At 45.6% G+C, this 15,357-nt stretch carries 12 protein-coding genes; 8 read left to right on the forward strand and 4 right to left on the reverse strand.

Annotated features, from left to right (window positions below):
• Nucleotides 1-172 precede the first annotated feature (172 nt).
• The 8 genes from QUA04_RS16875 (at nucleotide 173) to QUA04_RS16910 (ending at nucleotide 11,444) form a co-directional block, all read left to right on the forward strand.
• Nucleotides 173-2,176: an FHA domain-containing protein gene (locus QUA04_RS16875; protein ID WP_333258451.1), complete on the forward strand. Its 2,004-nt coding sequence runs from the start codon at nucleotides 173-175 to the stop codon at nucleotides 2,174-2,176.
• Between the two features lie 445 nt (nucleotides 2,177-2,621).
• Nucleotides 2,622-3,050 (forward strand): hypothetical protein, encoded by a 429-nt coding sequence (locus tag QUA04_RS16880; RefSeq protein ID WP_333048473.1) that lies wholly within the window; start codon nucleotides 2,622-2,624, stop codon nucleotides 3,048-3,050.
• A gap of 171 nt (nucleotides 3,051-3,221) precedes the next feature.
• Nucleotides 3,222-4,361 (forward strand): DNA cytosine methyltransferase, encoded by a 1,140-nt coding sequence (locus QUA04_RS16885; RefSeq protein WP_333258453.1) that lies wholly within the window; start codon nucleotides 3,222-3,224, stop codon nucleotides 4,359-4,361.
• Nucleotides 4,362-4,556: 195 nt separating this feature from the next.
• Entirely contained in the window at nucleotides 4,557-5,897 is a 1,341-nt protein-coding gene (gene miaB, locus QUA04_RS16890) for a tRNA (N6-isopentenyl adenosine(37)-C2)-methylthiotransferase MiaB (RefSeq protein ID WP_333258455.1), read from the forward strand.
• 193 nt (nucleotides 5,898-6,090) lie between these two features.
• Entirely contained in the window at nucleotides 6,091-7,161 is a 1,071-nt protein-coding gene (locus QUA04_RS16895; protein WP_333258457.1) for a D-alanine--D-alanine ligase family protein, read from the forward strand.
• A gap of 261 nt (nucleotides 7,162-7,422) precedes the next feature.
• Complete coding sequence (locus QUA04_RS16900) at nucleotides 7,423-8,505, forward strand: AI-2E family transporter (RefSeq protein ID WP_333258459.1); 1,083 nt, start codon at nucleotides 7,423-7,425, stop codon at nucleotides 8,503-8,505.
• A 578-nt stretch (nucleotides 8,506-9,083) separates the two neighbouring features.
• A complete protein-coding gene (locus QUA04_RS16905; protein ID WP_445242333.1) occupies nucleotides 9,084-10,322 on the forward strand; it encodes an HhoA/HhoB/HtrA family serine endopeptidase in 1,239 nt (412 codons plus the stop codon).
• Nucleotides 10,323-10,571: 249 nt separating this feature from the next.
• Complete coding sequence (locus QUA04_RS16910) at nucleotides 10,572-11,444, forward strand: MBL fold metallo-hydrolase (protein ID WP_333258463.1); 873 nt, start codon at nucleotides 10,572-10,574, stop codon at nucleotides 11,442-11,444.
• A gap of 108 nt (nucleotides 11,445-11,552) precedes the next feature.
• Here the strand turns inward: QUA04_RS16910 and QUA04_RS16915 are convergent, their stop codons facing one another.
• The 4 genes from QUA04_RS16915 to QUA04_RS16930 are packed head-to-tail and all read right to left on the reverse strand — an operon-like array spanning nucleotide 11,553 to nucleotide 15,156.
• Nucleotides 11,553-13,232 carry a glycoside hydrolase family 44 protein gene (locus QUA04_RS16915; RefSeq protein WP_333258465.1) on the reverse strand — a complete coding sequence of 560 codons (1,680 nt, stop codon included), beginning with the start codon at nucleotides 13,230-13,232 and terminating at the stop codon, nucleotides 11,553-11,555.
• 4 nt (nucleotides 13,233-13,236) lie between these two features.
• Nucleotides 13,237-14,598, reverse strand: coding sequence for a protein kinase domain-containing protein (locus QUA04_RS16920; RefSeq protein ID WP_333258467.1), 1,362 nt, complete (start codon nucleotides 14,596-14,598; stop codon nucleotides 13,237-13,239).
• Between the two features lie 31 nt (nucleotides 14,599-14,629).
• The gene (locus tag QUA04_RS16925) at nucleotides 14,630-14,857 is read right to left on the reverse strand and encodes a type II toxin-antitoxin system MqsA family antitoxin (protein ID WP_333106839.1); all 228 of its coding nucleotides are present in this window, start codon (nucleotides 14,855-14,857) and stop codon (nucleotides 14,630-14,632) included.
• 17 nt (nucleotides 14,858-14,874) lie between these two features.
• The gene (locus QUA04_RS16930; RefSeq protein WP_333258469.1) at nucleotides 14,875-15,156 is read right to left on the reverse strand and encodes a DUF4258 domain-containing protein; all 282 of its coding nucleotides are present in this window, start codon (nucleotides 15,154-15,156) and stop codon (nucleotides 14,875-14,877) included.
• Nucleotides 15,157-15,357 lie beyond the last annotated feature (201 nt).

Consider the following 15,357-nt stretch of genomic DNA (forward strand, 5'->3'; position numbering starts at 1 on the left):
CCTGTTCCACAAGAAAATTCATCTATTGTGGAATGGGCATCTTGCCCGTTCTTGACAATGGTGCAAGATTTAAGAAAAAGCGAAAATCAGGGTATTCGCTAAACACTCTCAACTTCAAAAATCTTTTTTTGCAGGAAGCTCAAAGCCGACGGCTGATGTTTAAAAAATAATCATGAATTCTCAACCCTTGCGCCTGCGACTGACTTGGACAGATACAGCTACGGGGGATTGTCGATCCCCGATACTCGACTTACCCATCGCTTTGGGACGAATTTTTGAAGCTATGCCCGCCACTATCAACGGGAAACGAGTTTCTCGAATTGCCCTCAGCAGCAGTCAAGTTTCTCGCTTTCACGCAGTGATTGGCACCGAAGGTAACAGTATTTTAGTTACTGACACTGGTAGCCGCAACGGTACTTTTGTTAACGGCATTCGCCAAACCCGTTGCGTGCTGGCAAACGGGGATATGCTGCAAGTTGGGCCCTACGCGATCAGCATTTCTTTTGCTGTTAATTCCCCTGAAACGCCGTCGGTCAATTCTCACATTTTCTTTAACCCGCAGACCAATGGGCCAGATCCCGCATTGGGGCAGCAAATAATGTTGCAGCTTCCTCAAACAAGTAGTAGGGGAGAATTTCCGCCGATCGCATTTTTGCAAGCTTCTCAAGTGTCAATGCGATCGCTCGAATCTAGGGGACTCCCTGTGACAGAAGTTGATTGGGCGGCAGTTGGCGGTGGTTTGGGCAGCTTTATTTGGGTGGATTTGCTGAGAATTTGCGGCGTGAAAATAGATCGAATTGCGGTTTTGGGCATGGAAAACCAGCCTTACGCCCGCTATCTGCGTCTGTGCCTCAATTCTCAAATTCCGCTGCGGGAACGCCTACGATCGAATTCTGACTCTTGTCCAGACAACATTTGGGGGTGGCCTCCTTATGCTTTGCGGGAAGCTTGGCAGGAATTGCTCAAAGGGCGTTTGGGAGTATCACTGATGTTGATGTGGCAGGTGTTTGCTGAACCGACTTTTGCCGAAACTTATACGCCTCGCGCGGTGAATGTGTTTGATTCTATTGACAGGGAAGTCGATCGGATTGGGTGGAATCAGATGTTTCGCTACGGTAGAGTGCGGGGAATTCGCAAAACAGATGACGGCAGGTACGCGATCGCTTATTCTCGATCGGATGCGGATCACCGCGAGCACGCTTTTTTAATCGCCCAATACGTACACTTAGCCACCGGCTATCCCGCCATTCAATTTCTGCCGGACTTGCAAGCTTACCGCGAACAAACCCAGGATTTTGAGTCGGTTGTCAACGCTTACGAAAAGCACGACGGCGTTTACGAAAAATTGGAGGCCAGCGGCGGCAGCGTGTTAATTAGAGGCCGGGGAATTGTAGCTTCGCGGGTGGTGCAGCGAATTTACGAAGCGCGACAGCGGAACCGCAACATTCAAGTATTGCATTTGATGCGATCGCCCAAACCTCAAGGTAACAAATTTAAACTCGCTCAGCGCAGCGTCGAAAATCACTACGAATTTCAACCTTTCAACTGGCCGAAAGCTTGCTGGGGCGGGGAACTCCGCGTACTTTTGGAAAAAGCCGCCCCTGAATTGCGCCCGCAGTTGCTCACAGACTGGGGCGGCACTACCACAGCCCAGCGCAGCGACTGGCGGCGGATTGTGAAAGAAGGTTTAAGTCAAGGATGGTATCAAATTACCTTCGGGGAAGTCGAGCGAGTTGAGCGCGACAGTCAAAACCGCACGGTGACGTACATTCAGGAGAAGGAACTCAAGGGGCAAATTAAGTTAGAAGCTGATTTTATTATTGATGCTACGGGTTTGGACGCTAAGGTAAAAACCAGTCCCCTGTTAAACGATTTGGTAGCTCAATATAATCTTCCCCTTAACGGTTTGGGCCGGCTGAGTGTTAACAACGATTTTGAAGTGCCCGAATTGCGGAATTCTTCTGCTAGCAACGCAGAAGGGCGGGTATACGCAGCAGGCGCGATTACTTTGGGGGGGCCTTACGCGCCCGTAGACAGTTTTTTGGGCTTGCAATACGCCGCCTTGCGATCGGTTGAAAGTCTGGCCGCCAACCGGGTTGCTGGTGTGCGGAAATTGAGCGTTTGGCGATCGTTCGTGCAGTGGTTGAAGTGGATTTTAAATAAATCCCCCGACTAACTTGAAGGAGGAAGTTCGGCAACAAGCAATGTACAGGATTTAACTGAGATATTGCAGTATTTCAATAGGTTTTTTACGGGGGGCATCCTGCCCACCTCACAATAAAACTCACTCTTTGTGGAACAGGCATCTTGCCTGTTCTTGAAAATGGTAAAAGATGTAAGATTTAACTGATTTAAACGAACTTCGCCTTCAATCTAAAATCTAACATCTAAAATCGAACAACCTTCCCATTCAATCTAAAATCTAAAATCCAAAATCTAAAACCGAACAACCTTCCCATTCAATCTAAAATCTAAAATCTAACATCTAAAATCGAATAAAATTCCCATTCAATCTAAAATCTAAGATCTAAAATCTAAAATCGAACAAACTTCCCATTCAATCTAAAATCTAAAATCGAACAACCTTCCCATTCAATCTAAAATCTAAAATCTAAAATCGCATGACCCCCACTTTATTCGGCCGTTGGCAAACTCGGTTATTGTTATTTGCAACCGTAGGCGTTTTAGTAACGCTGCCCTTTTGTTTGGGTTTAATTACCTCCCAATCAGGCTCAATCTTTTTCTGGATTTTAGGGTATGTAGCGATTTTTGGCATCGGCTGGGATGCCTTATATATTTACATCCAGCAGTTTCGCTGGGATCGAGATTGGCCCGGCGCGTTTCAATTGCTCGCTGGAATTTGGGAAGCACTTTTTGTGTTATTTTTAATCAAAATTATTGGTTTGCCCGGGATACCTGCACAAGATTTTGACTTGGGAGCTTTTGCTTTGCATTATAGTTTAGTGTGGCTAGCTATTTATCTGGCGTCGCAAACACTGATGCGGATTTTGTTTCCCCACTGGCGTTTCCGAGGCGGGCAATGGTTGTAATAATACCTGTAGGGGGGGTTTTTACCAACAATAATCGTCTCAAACCCGCCCCGGGTATTCTACCAATTCCCAATTCCCAATTCCCAATAAAATTTATTGTAAGGTGTAGCCCTCCCTGGGCACCCAACATAATTTATAGTAAGCTCAACTCAAAATTCCTGTGATCCTTCAATGCACCGTCCTCCTTGTATATTCTCATTTTTTTCGGGTTCAGGCTTGCTCGATCTGGGTTTTGAGTCGATCGGCTTTAATGTAGCGTATGTCAATGAAATTTTCCCACCTTTCATGCAAGCATACCGCTATTCTCGGCAGTGCCTGAATTTGCCGCTACCAGAATACGGATATTGCGAAGGAGAGGAAGCAGATGTAACTCGACTTGTAGGGGGAGAACCAGCTTTTCGCCTGCGAGAATTGATGCAGGATGCCCGCAAGCATCACGATATTGTAGGATTTATCGCGGGGCCGCCTTGTCCTGACTTTTCTATTGGTGGCAAAAACCGGGGTGGGGAAGGAGATAAAGGTCAACTTTCAGCTTCATACATTGAATTGATTTGTCAGCAGCAGCCAGATTTCTTTTTATTTGAAAATGTCAAAGGTTTGTGGAGAACCAAAAAACATAAAGCTTTTTACGAGGCACTCAAAAATCAGTTGGCTGAGTCGGGGTACGTTTTTGCCGAACGTTTAATTAACGCGATAGAATACGGTGTACCGCAAGATAGGGATAGAATTATTTTGATTGGGGTTAGAAAAGACCTTATCAAAAATATGGGCATTTCCCTAGAGGAAAAAAGCCCAATGTTAGCCGAAAGTTTATTTCCTTGGCAAAGTCAGGTATTATATCCCAAATCAGAAATTTTTTCTCATCCTTGGCCTGATAGAACGGCCTTTGCAGATGATGGTTTCGTGCCTTGTCCTGATGGCATTCCCCAAGATTTAACGGTAGAATTTTGGTTCCAAAAAAATGACGTTCTCAACCATCCCAATGCCAAACACTATTTCCAACCCAAAGCAGGCCTTAAGCGGTTTGCTTCCGTTGATGAAGGAGATGATTCAAAAAAATCTTTCAAGCGATTGCACCGATGGCGTTATTCGCCAACAGCTTGTTACGGCAATAACGAAGTTCACTTGCACCCTTACAAACTTCGCCGGCTTTCTGTTGCAGAAACACTGGCTATTCAGTCACTGCCAAAAGAGTTTGCACTGCCGGCTAAGATGACATTGACTAATATGTTTAAAACTGTTGGCAATGGGGTTCCTTATTTGGCTGCACAAGGTATTGCCAAAACAATTTTACAGTTTTTTTCTCACTAAAAAAACCGAATAGCTAAATACCCGACTTCGCAGATTTTGTCGGTATCTACAACTATTTGTAGCGATAAGGGGCGCATTGCACACCCTATAATTATTAAAATTCCCAATTACCAGACCTATGTCGTTTAACAGAGAAGTGTTATAATAAAGTGTTAAGGTTGAAAACCTATATTTTTTATTTGCCTGCAATTCGCCATGACCGCTAAACCCCGCCGCTATCACATCACTACTTTCGGATGCCAGATGAATAAAGCCGACTCGGAACGGATGGCCGGCATTCTCGAAAATATGGGCTTTGAGTTCTCGGAAGACCCGAACGAAGCTAGCTTGATTCTCTACAATACTTGCACAATTCGCGACAATGCCGAACAAAGAGTTTATTCTAACCTCGGAAGGCAAGCTCATCGCAAGCGCCAAGAACCGGGTTTAACTTTAATTGTAGCTGGATGCGTGGCGCAGCAGGAAGGTGAAGCGCTGCTGCGGAGAGTGCCGGAATTAGACTTAGTAATGGGGCCACAACACGCTAACCGACTTGAAGATTTGCTGGAACAAGTTTTTGAGGGCAATCAAGTTGTGGCGACTGAAGCTGTTGAAATTATGGAGGATATTACTAAGCCGCGCCGCGACAGCAAGGTGACTGCTTGGGTGAATGTAATTTACGGCTGCAATGAACGCTGCACTTATTGTGTTGTGCCGAATGTTCGCGGGGTTGAACAGTCGCGAATGCCGGAGGCAATTCGGGCGGAAATGGAGGATTTGGGCCGTCAAGGTTACAAGGAAGTAACTTTATTGGGGCAAAATATTGATGCTTACGGGCGGGATTTGCCGGGGACAAAACCGGACGGCAGCAACCAGCATACTTTGACGGATTTGCTTTATTTTGTGCAGGATGTGCCTGGTGTCGATCGCCTCAGATTTGCTACTAGCCACCCGCGCTATTTTACGGAGAGATTGATTAAGGCTTGTGCTGAATTACCGCAGGTTTGTGAACATTTTCACATTCCTTTTCAGTCGGGAGATAATGATATTTTGAAGGCGATGTCGCGGGGTTATACTCAGGAAAAATACTGCCGGATTATTGATACAATTCGCCGTTATATGCCGGATGCTTCGATTACTGCTGATGCGATTGTTGGTTTTCCTGGGGAGACGGAAGCACAGTTTGAGAAGACTTTAAAGTTGATCGAAGATGTTGGTTTCGATTTGGTGAATACTGCGGCTTATTCGCCTCGTCCGGGGACGCCGGCCGCTTTGTGGGAAAATCAGTTGAGTGAGGAGGTGAAAGCCGATCGCCTGCAACGAATCAATCATGTAGTGACAACAACGGCGATGGAACGATCGCAGCGCTATTTCGGACGCACTGAAGAGGTTTTGGTGGAAGTCCAGAATCTCAAAGATCCAACTCAGGTGATGGGACGCACTCGCGGCAATCGTCTCACATTTTTTAAGGGCGATATTGCAGAATTGGCGGGTAAAATTGTGCGGGTTAAAGTTACAGATATTCGCGCTTTTAGTTTGACAGGAGAAATGCTGTAAGCTGTTGGGGCATTTAAATTGTATGTCAAGAAATAATCAAACTATGACTGGGCAGTTTCTTCGAGGCCGCCCGCAATATACAATTTAAATTCGCAACAGCTTATGCTTAATTCTCAGTTTCTGTCGCATACTTCCTGTGATAGCTGCGCTAACTGCGTGTATATTTGTCAAAAAGTACCGGGAGTATTGAAAAATGACAAAGATGCGGATCGGGCTATTGTTCGGGGGGCGATCGGGGGAACACGAAGTCTCAATTAGTTCGGCGCGGGCGATCGCCCGTGCCCTCGCTGCTGACGAAAATGCCTCTAAATACGAAGTTCTGCCCTTTTACATCCAAAAAAACGGCTGCTGGCTGTCGGGAACATTACCTCAACAAGTCTTAGCCAGTGGAAAACCTCTCGAAATAGAGCAAGAACCAGGACAAAACGACTCTCCCGCTGGACAGTTTCCTAATTTTAATGCCGTAGATGTTTGGTTCCCTGTTTTGCACGGGCCCAACGGCGAAGACGGTACGGTGCAAGGTTTGCTGAAATTAATGCAAATTCCTTTTGTCGGTTCCGGGGTTTTAGGTTCGGCGCTGGGAATGGATAAAATTGCCATGAAAATGGCTTTTGCTCACGCTGGTTTGCCGCAGGTAAAATACATCGCTGTTAACCGTTCCGAAATCTGGTCTAATCCTTGTGTTTTCCCCAAACTGTGCGACAAAATTGAAGCAACTTTGGGCTATCCTTGCTTTGTAAAACCCGCTAATTTGGGATCGTCTGTGGGAATTTCTAAAGCTCGATCGCGCGCTGAATTAGAAGCAGCTCTCGATAGCGCAGCCAGCTACGACAGGCGGATAATTGTCGAAGCCGGTGTGGTTGCTAGAGAATTAGAATGTGCAGTTTTAGGCAATGACAACCCCCAAGCTTCAACCGTGGGAGAAATTACTTTTCAAAGCGATTTCTACGACTACGAAACTAAATATACTCAGGGACAAGCCGACTGCTCAATCCCGGCAAAAGTCAGCGGTGCGATCGTCTCGCAAATCCAAGAAATGGCAGTGCAAGCATTTTTGGCTATAGACGCGGCAGGTTTAGCGCGAGTAGACTTTTTCTACATTGAATCAACCGGAGAAGTTTTGATTAACGAAATCAACACTTTTCCCGGCTTTACAGCTACCAGTATGTATCCGCAAATGTGGGCAGCGGACGGCATTTCTTTCCCTGAATTAGTAGACCGTTTAATTCAATTAGCTCTCGAACGGCACGGGGAAAAAGGTTGAATCACGAGCTGCCAACCGCTGCCGCGCCAACAGAAAAAAAATTATTTCCGCAGGTAATCTATCCATACCAGCGGAAACGATATAACATGGTTGTGGCAGGCAGTGCCTGCCCGCAGCCTTATTACTGCTGCTGGTCGAGCAACTGGGAGTTTTTAGCAGGCTGATATAAATTAAATGCAGCATAAAATGTTTAAGGGAGAATGGCGAATAGCAACGTCAATCTCACATCTTGCATCTCAAAATTTAACTCGGTTAACTTAGATGAGACGTTTCACTCAACTGTCGCATTGGTGGACTTACGGACTGGTATTTCCCCTAGCGGTACTCAACTGCTGGTTAGCCCTCCTAGTCTTTGAATATTTTCGCGCTCTGATTACAGTTTTGATCATCGCTACAGTGTTCTCTTTTTTGCTAGATTATCCAGTGCGTTTTCTGCGGAAATACGGCCTGAAGCGCGATCGAGCAGTTTTGTCGGTATTGTTTTTGACTTTACTGGTATTGGTGGTTTTAGGTGTCACTCTGGCCCCGATTCTGCTAAACCAAATTACTGAACTCGCCACCCGACTCCCGACTTGGATAGTTTCTGGCACAGAACAGATTGAAGCGTTCCACAAATGGGCGGAAAATCGCAATCTCCGCATTGATGTCAGGGGTTTGACTACCCAATTGAGCGAGAGACTTTCAGCTCAATTGCAGTCTCTAACAGGCGAAATCCTCAAATTTGGCTTGGGTGCGGCAGACAGTCTGTTGAATTTCCTGCTGACAATAGTTCTGACATTCTACTTGCTGTTGCACGGCGATCGCCTGTGGGAAGGCTTGTTTAAATGGTTTCCCTCCAAGCTGAACTTTAAATTGCGACAGTTACTGGCCCGAAGCTTCCATAACTACTTCGTCGGGCAAGCAACTTTGGCGGGTTTGATGGGACTGTCGATGACTGTTGCTTTTTTAATTTTGCGAGTTCCCTTCGGATTGCTGTTTGGTTTAGGTGTGGGTGTAATGACCATCATTCCCTTCGGGGCACCTTTCAGTATTTGCATTGTCAGTTTGCTGATCACATTAAACAACTTTTGGCTCGGCGTCACAGTTTTAGCTGTCGCTACAGTAATTGAGCAAGTAATTGAAAGCGGGGTTGCTCCTCGGTTATTAGGCGGTTTTATCGGTCTCAATCCCGTGTGGATTTTAGTGTCGCTGCTGGTGGGGGTTAAGGTGGCGGGAGTAGCAGGTTTGATAGTTGCTGTGCCGATGGCAGGTTTTATTAAGAATACTGTTGATGTTTTGGAAATTTCGAGGAACAAGTCGAGGGAAATCGATTCGGTTAGTTCCATTGAACCTATGGAGCAGTAAAATTCCTTCTTATGTTCAAATTTTAGAGTGGGAGAGAGTTTTGGCAGGCTATTTTGACTTAGGTGTAGTGGGTACTTTAGGTTGAGGCTTTAGAGGTTTTTTACTTCCTGCTTTAGGGTGAGGCTTTCCGGTGCTTTAGCTGCTATCCTCCCTGGATGGAGGCGGGGCCAAAAACCCCGTTTATAGGTTAACGTCGATCGCTCACAACGAAGATTTTACCTAGAATTCTGGTTTTTTTGAGTGCAGGATTGTTGTTGACTTCGGATATCAATCCTGTGAAAAATTTGCTGGAAATACGGAATATGCGAGCTGGCTAGTGTAGTTTGTATTATCCCACTCAGGCGGTAATTCGCCAGTGCAGACCCAGTTCGATCGCACTCAAAAGCTGGAATCCACAATTGGCCGGAGAGTGTCGGGTTTCTACCCCACCATGTAGGGTAAACCGCACCAGTCAAGCAGATATCACAAATGCTTGAATTAAAATTAAACAGCCTTTAGTTCTAACTTAATTCCAGTAAGTGCTAAAAATGCAAAACCCTAATTATAACTCTCGCTCTAACTCCCACCAAATCAATACTATGTCAACCAAAAATATCCCTACTGCAACTGTGCGTTCTCGCCGTTTTTCGTTACCGAAAAAACTGGCTTTTTTATCCCTTGTTTTGCTCGGTTCCACCGCAACAGTTGGGTGCAACGCCCTAACTTCTCAAGTTCCTGGAAGTTCTAACGCCATCAAAGCTGAACCGGCAAGTGCAGCGCCAATCTCAGCATTGCCTGCAAATATACTGCCATCTCAAGACTCTAATTTTGTCACTAAAGTTGTGCTGGAAGTCGGCCCGGCAGTGGTGCGGATCAATTCGTCTCGCACCGTGACGAACCAAGTTCCAGATGAGATCCCCGAGCAATTCCGCCGCTTCTTCGGTTCGGAATCTCCCATTCAACCGGGAAATCGGGTAGAACGGGGCTCGGGTTCGGGTTTTGTTTTTGGTTCCGATGGCCGCATTTTGACTAACGCTCACGTTGTTGATGGTGCGGATACGGTGACGGTAAAACTGAAGGATGGCCGCGAATTTGTCGGCAAAGTTTTAGGCGTAGATACAGTTACTGATGTGGCTGTTGTTAAAATTGAAGCTAACAATTTGCCTGTGGTAAGTTTGGGCAAATCTGAAGAGTTACAGCCGGGAGAATGGGCGATCGCGATCGGCAATCCCCTCGGTTTGGACAATACTGTGACTGTGGGCATTATTAGCGCTACAGGCCGTTCTAGCGCCGATGTCGGCGTTCCCGACAAGCGTGTCAGCTTTATTCAAACTGACGCTGCGATCAATCCTGGCAATTCTGGTGGCCCGCTGCTGAACCAGCGTGGTCAAGTTATCGGCATGAATACGGCGATTATTCAAGGCGCTCAAGGATTGGGTTTTGCTATTCCGATTGATCGAGCAAAACAAATTGCCGAGCAATTAGTAACAACCGGAAAAGCCGAACATCCTTATCTCGGCGTTCGGATGTTGAGCATTACTCCCGAAGTCAAGGCAGAATTCAATAAAAATCCCAACCCCAAATTGAGGCTGACTGAAGATAAAGGCGTGTTAGTTTTGGGAATTGCCAAAGATTCTCCGGCGGCACAAGCTGGAGTTCGCGTTGCCGATGTGATCAAGAAAATCAACGGTGCAGAAGTCAGCGATGCTGGCAGCGTACAGCAAATTGTCGAGAAAAGTAGAGTGGGCAGCGATCTGCAGCTTGAATTGAGCCGCAGCGGACAACCTGTTACTGTGGCGGTGAAAGCGGGTGCTTTTCCAGCGGCCCAGAAGCAGTAGTAGAATTGTTAATTGAAAGTTATATCTTGCACGCAGAAGCAAGAGTCCGGCAGGGGTTTAAACCCCTGCTTCAAAGTGAAAGTCCTCTTGCATAGGACTGAGACTAAGCTACTTTCAATAAATAGCAAGTAACTATTAGTAGGTTTTAACCGGATTGTGCTGTGAGACGGTTTCAACCCCCGCGGGATGTGGGGGGTACTCATTATAATAAGTTACCATAATTTATATGGGTTATTAAGAGGGAGAAAAATGGCTAACATTAATCAGAGGCGTACTGAAAATATTAACGGTAACTTTTATGTAGACAGTACCTGCATTGACTGTGATACTTGTCGGTGGATGGCACCTGAAGTATTTGGTCAAGCTGGAGAACAGTCTGCGGTTTACCACCAGCCAACCAATGAAACTGAAGAAATGCGATCGCTCGTGGCTCTTTTGTCTTGTCCCACAAGTTCGATCGGTACTGTAGAAAAACCCAAAAGGATCAAAGAAGCCCAGCAACTTTTACCCGCACTCGTATCAGAAAATGTCTATCACTGCGGCTACCACTCAGAGAAATCCTACGCCGCAGCCAGCTATTTAATTCTCCGTCCCGAGGGCAATATTTTAGTTGATTCTCCCCGTTTTGTACCGCCGCTAGTCAAAAACATAGAAGCAATGGGCGGCATTCGCTATCTGTACTTGACTCACCGCGATGATGTGGCAGATCATCAACAATACCGCGATCATTTTGGGTGCGATCGCATTCTCCATGCTGACGAAATTAACGCGGGTACTCGCAGTGTAGAAATTCAATTGTCTGGTAGCGAACCCCATCAAATCGCAGATGATTTGTTGATTATTTCTGTACCTGGTCACACGAAAGGTCACACAGTTTTGCTTTACAAGAACAAGTTTTTGTTCACTGGCGATCATCTTGCTTGGTCGGAAAGTTTGCAGCAGCTAGTTGGCTTTCGCGAAGTCTGTTGGTATTCTTGGCCGGAACAAATCAAATCTATGCAGAATTTGGCTAATTACTCGTTTGAATGGGTGTTGCCGGGACACGGCCGCAGGTATAATGCCGATCGACAAATAATGCGCGAGCAAATGCAACAGTGTATTGCTTGGATGGTCGATGCTTAATAGTTTAAAACCCCTTTTATACTAGGCGGTTGAAACCGCTACTACACACACAAAGTCCAAGCCCAGGGGGCCTAAGAATAAGTGGGGATATTTAAGCCGGATTGGGTATTAAGCCTTTGGAATGGCAACCAAAGTGATAGAATTAGCGGGATAAGTTGCCTTAAAACCGGCGCTGACACCTAAATCGCTCTGACGGACGATCGCCCCCAAATTCTCTTCACTGTAAGTGTAAAATTGAGCTTTCCCTGCAGGTTTAAATCCATTCAAACTCAAGTTGCTAGTCAAATTTTGGTGGGTTTTATTAATAATTACCAGCGTCAGAGTACCATCACTGGTACGATCGGCTCCGTAGATTGACAAAAGTCCCTGATCTTGGCTAAGCGATCGCACCCAAGTATCGCCATACTTACCGCCTTTTCCGTCATAATTCATGTACATTCGGAAAGCATAGGCCCCCGGTTCCGAAGACTTCGGAGGCCACCATAGCGTCGCTAAATCGAGTTGTTCCCGCCCAAAAATCCCCAGTACATCGGCTTGGGCTAAGGCGCCGTTAATCGACTCTAAACCGCCCCAATTGTATTCAGTAATTGCAACTTTTGTACCTGGATAATCCTGTTTTACCCACTCTCGAAACCGGGGAATAATTGTTAAGGGCGGATTATATTTTCCTATCCAACTTTCATCACTATAGGTAGCATCCCACAGAGAACGAGTCGATCGCAGTCGCAGCGCTTGGGTTTTGGCATCGCCGGCGGGACAATTGGCCAAACAGGTATTGTCCGCCACAGGATAGTAGTGTTCGTCGAAATAGTCGAGAATCCGAACACCTTTCTGCTGTTCGTAAGCGCGCATTTGTTGCAAATACCACCGCGCAAACCAGACACCGCCGTGCTTTTCACGATCGCCTTTTACGAGAGAATCCACATATACAGGCCAGCCAAAATCCGACGGGCCGAGTACCTTAGCAGTGGGATCTGTCGCTTTTACCATTGAGGCATATTGATAAGTGCGATCGCGCAATTCCTCGTAACTCGTCGCTTCTGGATGAACATCGCGGTGAGTATTTCCCCAGCCGCTTGGTTCATTGTCCATTTGATAAATTTGCACACCGCCCTTAGCAGCAGTACCGTGGGTTTTAACTAAGTGTTGAACCCAAGCTTGTTGAAAAGCTGGGTCGCTAATAATACTGACATCAAGGCGATTATTATCAGTTATCAAAGTACCGTCGGGACGCTTACCGTTGCCGCACTTATCGCCTTCTGGAAAAATGTAGGGGTTTGTTTTTTCTTGTGGCCCGTATTTGGCTACTCTAAAGCCGCAGTTCCAAGTGCTAAATTTATTTACATAGCCAATCATCGGGATTGTAACGATGCTTTTGCTGCCGTTTTGGCGGTTGGTGTTGACAATTTTATCTATAGAATCGCCGGGAACAGGATTTTTATTGTCGCCGCCACCCACGAAAAAGAAGTCATCACCGCTGTTGGAAGAATCGACTAACCAGTTGTAGCGGCTGGTGTGATTTGCCCCCCAGCGTTCTACCGGAATTCGCAACTCTTTGGCTAGGGCGCGATCGATCAAATAATCATTCATACCATAGATATCAGGACTGATGGAATGTCGATCGGTTCTCACATCAACAGACAAAGCCGGGCCGATAGTTTGGGCGATCGCCTTTTTGAAGTAAACTGTTGTTACGGCAATTGCCAAAGCGGCGATTAAACCTAACAAGAATAGGATAAGCCAACGAGGTTTATTTTTGGGAGACTGCCAGAAAAATCGTGGATTCATTAATTTATGATATAGTGTTTAGTAAGGCTTGTTTAAAATCTACTGCACTTTTATAATAAATTTCAGGATTGTCGATTAAAGCGCGATCGATAACTTTAGCTAGCGGTTGAGGAATCGAGGAAGTGCGATCGCGAATAGGAACCACATCATTATCCAACACAGCACGAAACGGGTCTAGTCCCACAAAATTGCGCGGCGAATATCCCGTAATCATCACATACAAACAAGCCGCCGCCGCCCAAACATCAACCTCCGGTTTCGCGTACTTATAATCAAGCACTTGCTGTCGTGGCATAAAATACGGCGTACCAACAGCATTACCACTCAGAGTTAAGCCGCTTAAACCCGCTTGATCGAAAGCCTTTGCTAACCCATAATCCCCAATTTTAGCAACTTGTTTCCCACCCACATTCGCCAGAAAAATATTCCCTGGCTTCAAATCCCGGTGTATCAAACCCCGTCCCTTTGCAAAACTACCATCAGCCAATCTGACATTGGGAATTTCCGCATTATGAGTGTAAGTCAAACCATCTAAAACCTGCACAATAATAGCCACAGCCTCATCAATCGGCAAAGTGCTGACACCGCGTTTTGCCATCAAATCAACAACACTACCACCCTCACAGAATTCCATCGTGAAAAAGAAAGTTTCATCAGCATAACCCGACTCTTTAAATCCTACCACATGAGGATGTTTCAAACATTTAGTATTATCAACTTCTCGCAAAAACCAATTCACAGCCCGCTGATTCGCAGCAACTTTGGGTAACATCACTTTCAGGGCGACTTCTTCATTTGTTTGTTTATGTCGCGCCAAATAAACCAAACTAAAACCTCCCTTACCCAACTCCTTCAGTAAAACATAATCCCCCAGAACTCCAATATTAGTTTTACCAGCCACAGCTTTCAACAGAAAAGCTTTCAGCATTTCCCACAGATTGGCTTGATTTGAGGGAATGATTGGGGGTGATTGTTGTTGGATATTTTTGGCGATTTCCGGGTCAAGGGTAACAGCAACTCGAAAAGAAGTATCGCTGAGTGTAAATTCATCTCCCCCCTGCAAGTCGTATTCTGGAAATTGAATTTGAGCAGCTTCTTCGGGAGTTTGATGGGCTTCTCGCTGACCGATTTTTTCACCGTTTACAAAAGTCCCATTTTTGCTACCAAAATCTCGCACGCGGATATCGGGAGGATTGATATCTAGCAAACAATGATAGCGGGAGATGGTGCGGTGTTTGTCGTCGTCGGGAATATTGGGGTAGCAATCTTTGGCGCGGCCGATAATGCAAGTAGTGCGGGTGTCAAAAGTGAATTCTTTGCCCTTGAGATTGCCTGCGGTGATGGTGAGGGTAACTTTTGAAGTCATTTCAATATATGATTGTAAAGGTAATCATTGGCTAAGCAAAACTAGCTACTTCTACAGAACGTTCTACAGCTACACTTTTACGCTGGCGTTTAATTCTGTCGATTTCATGCAATGTTTCGGCTGTTAGGTAACTACTGCCACAGTGAGGACAGCTTATTACCGGAATGTTTTCTATAACTAGCAAATCTTTGCCTTTACCGTAGGTTCTGGGAATTCGGCGAATTCGCACACCTTCTGTTCCGCAAATATCGCATACCATCTACTAAGTCTCCTTGCTTAAGGCACGTATACTGTAATGATAACAACTTTTCCAGTCGGACTCAGTTTGACAATTAATTCGACTTCTCCTCCATCGGTAGTTTCTCCTCTAATCCGGTATTTTGATTCTGCTGTCACTCTATCTTTTTGACATTCTAGTATTTCACCTGTGAGGAGGCCTTGTTCAATGTCATAAATTGTAAAATCGTCATCTTCCATTTCTTCCTCAGCGTGGAGTGTCATGACGTAATGCTGATTGCTAACCTTTTCTCTAATTAGTCGTAGTATTTTATCGAACATCTGTCGTTCGCTTCTAGTTTTATAATTATTGTATACTAGCCAGAAAGTCTGTAGCTTTAAGAATTAGAATATTTTGATAATCGCCCAAAGAGAGTAATCGAATACGAATATAGATAACATGATTAAGGTAGAAGTTCACGGGGTTAGCGTGGCACAAGAGAAGGAGGAATCCGACCAGAACGAGTACTCAAGACAGATTCA

The organism is Microcoleus sp. S13_C5 (assembly GCF_036700845.1).
Classification (GTDB): domain Bacteria; phylum Cyanobacteriota; class Cyanobacteriia; order Cyanobacteriales; family Microcoleaceae; genus Microcoleus.

Coding starts and splice junctions, on each gene's coding strand:
- QUA04_RS16915 (WP_333258465.1), bottom strand. CDS start 13,232: ATGAATCCACGATTTTTCTGGCAGTCTCCCAAAAATAAACCTCGTTGG.
- QUA04_RS16875 (WP_333258451.1), top strand. CDS start 173: ATGAATTCTCAACCCTTGCGCCTGCGACTGACTTGGACAGATACAGCT.
- QUA04_RS16885 (WP_333258453.1), top strand. CDS start 3,222: ATGCACCGTCCTCCTTGTATATTCTCATTTTTTTCGGGTTCAGGCTTG.
- QUA04_RS16895 (WP_333258457.1), top strand. CDS start 6,091: ATGACAAAGATGCGGATCGGGCTATTGTTCGGGGGGCGATCGGGGGAA.
- QUA04_RS16900 (WP_333258459.1), top strand. CDS start 7,423: ATGAGACGTTTCACTCAACTGTCGCATTGGTGGACTTACGGACTGGTA.
- QUA04_RS16930 (WP_333258469.1), bottom strand. CDS start 15,156: ATGTTCGATAAAATACTACGACTAATTAGAGAAAAGGTTAGCAATCAG.
- QUA04_RS16925 (WP_333106839.1), bottom strand. CDS start 14,857: ATGGTATGCGATATTTGCGGAACAGAAGGTGTGCGAATTCGCCGAATT.
- miaB (WP_333258455.1), top strand. CDS start 4,557: ATGACCGCTAAACCCCGCCGCTATCACATCACTACTTTCGGATGCCAG.
- QUA04_RS16880 (WP_333048473.1), top strand. CDS start 2,622: ATGACCCCCACTTTATTCGGCCGTTGGCAAACTCGGTTATTGTTATTT.
- QUA04_RS16905 (WP_445242333.1), top strand. CDS start 9,084: ATGTCAACCAAAAATATCCCTACTGCAACTGTGCGTTCTCGCCGTTTT.
- QUA04_RS16920 (WP_333258467.1), bottom strand. CDS start 14,598: ATGACTTCAAAAGTTACCCTCACCATCACCGCAGGCAATCTCAAGGGC.
- QUA04_RS16910 (WP_333258463.1), top strand. CDS start 10,572: ATGGCTAACATTAATCAGAGGCGTACTGAAAATATTAACGGTAACTTT.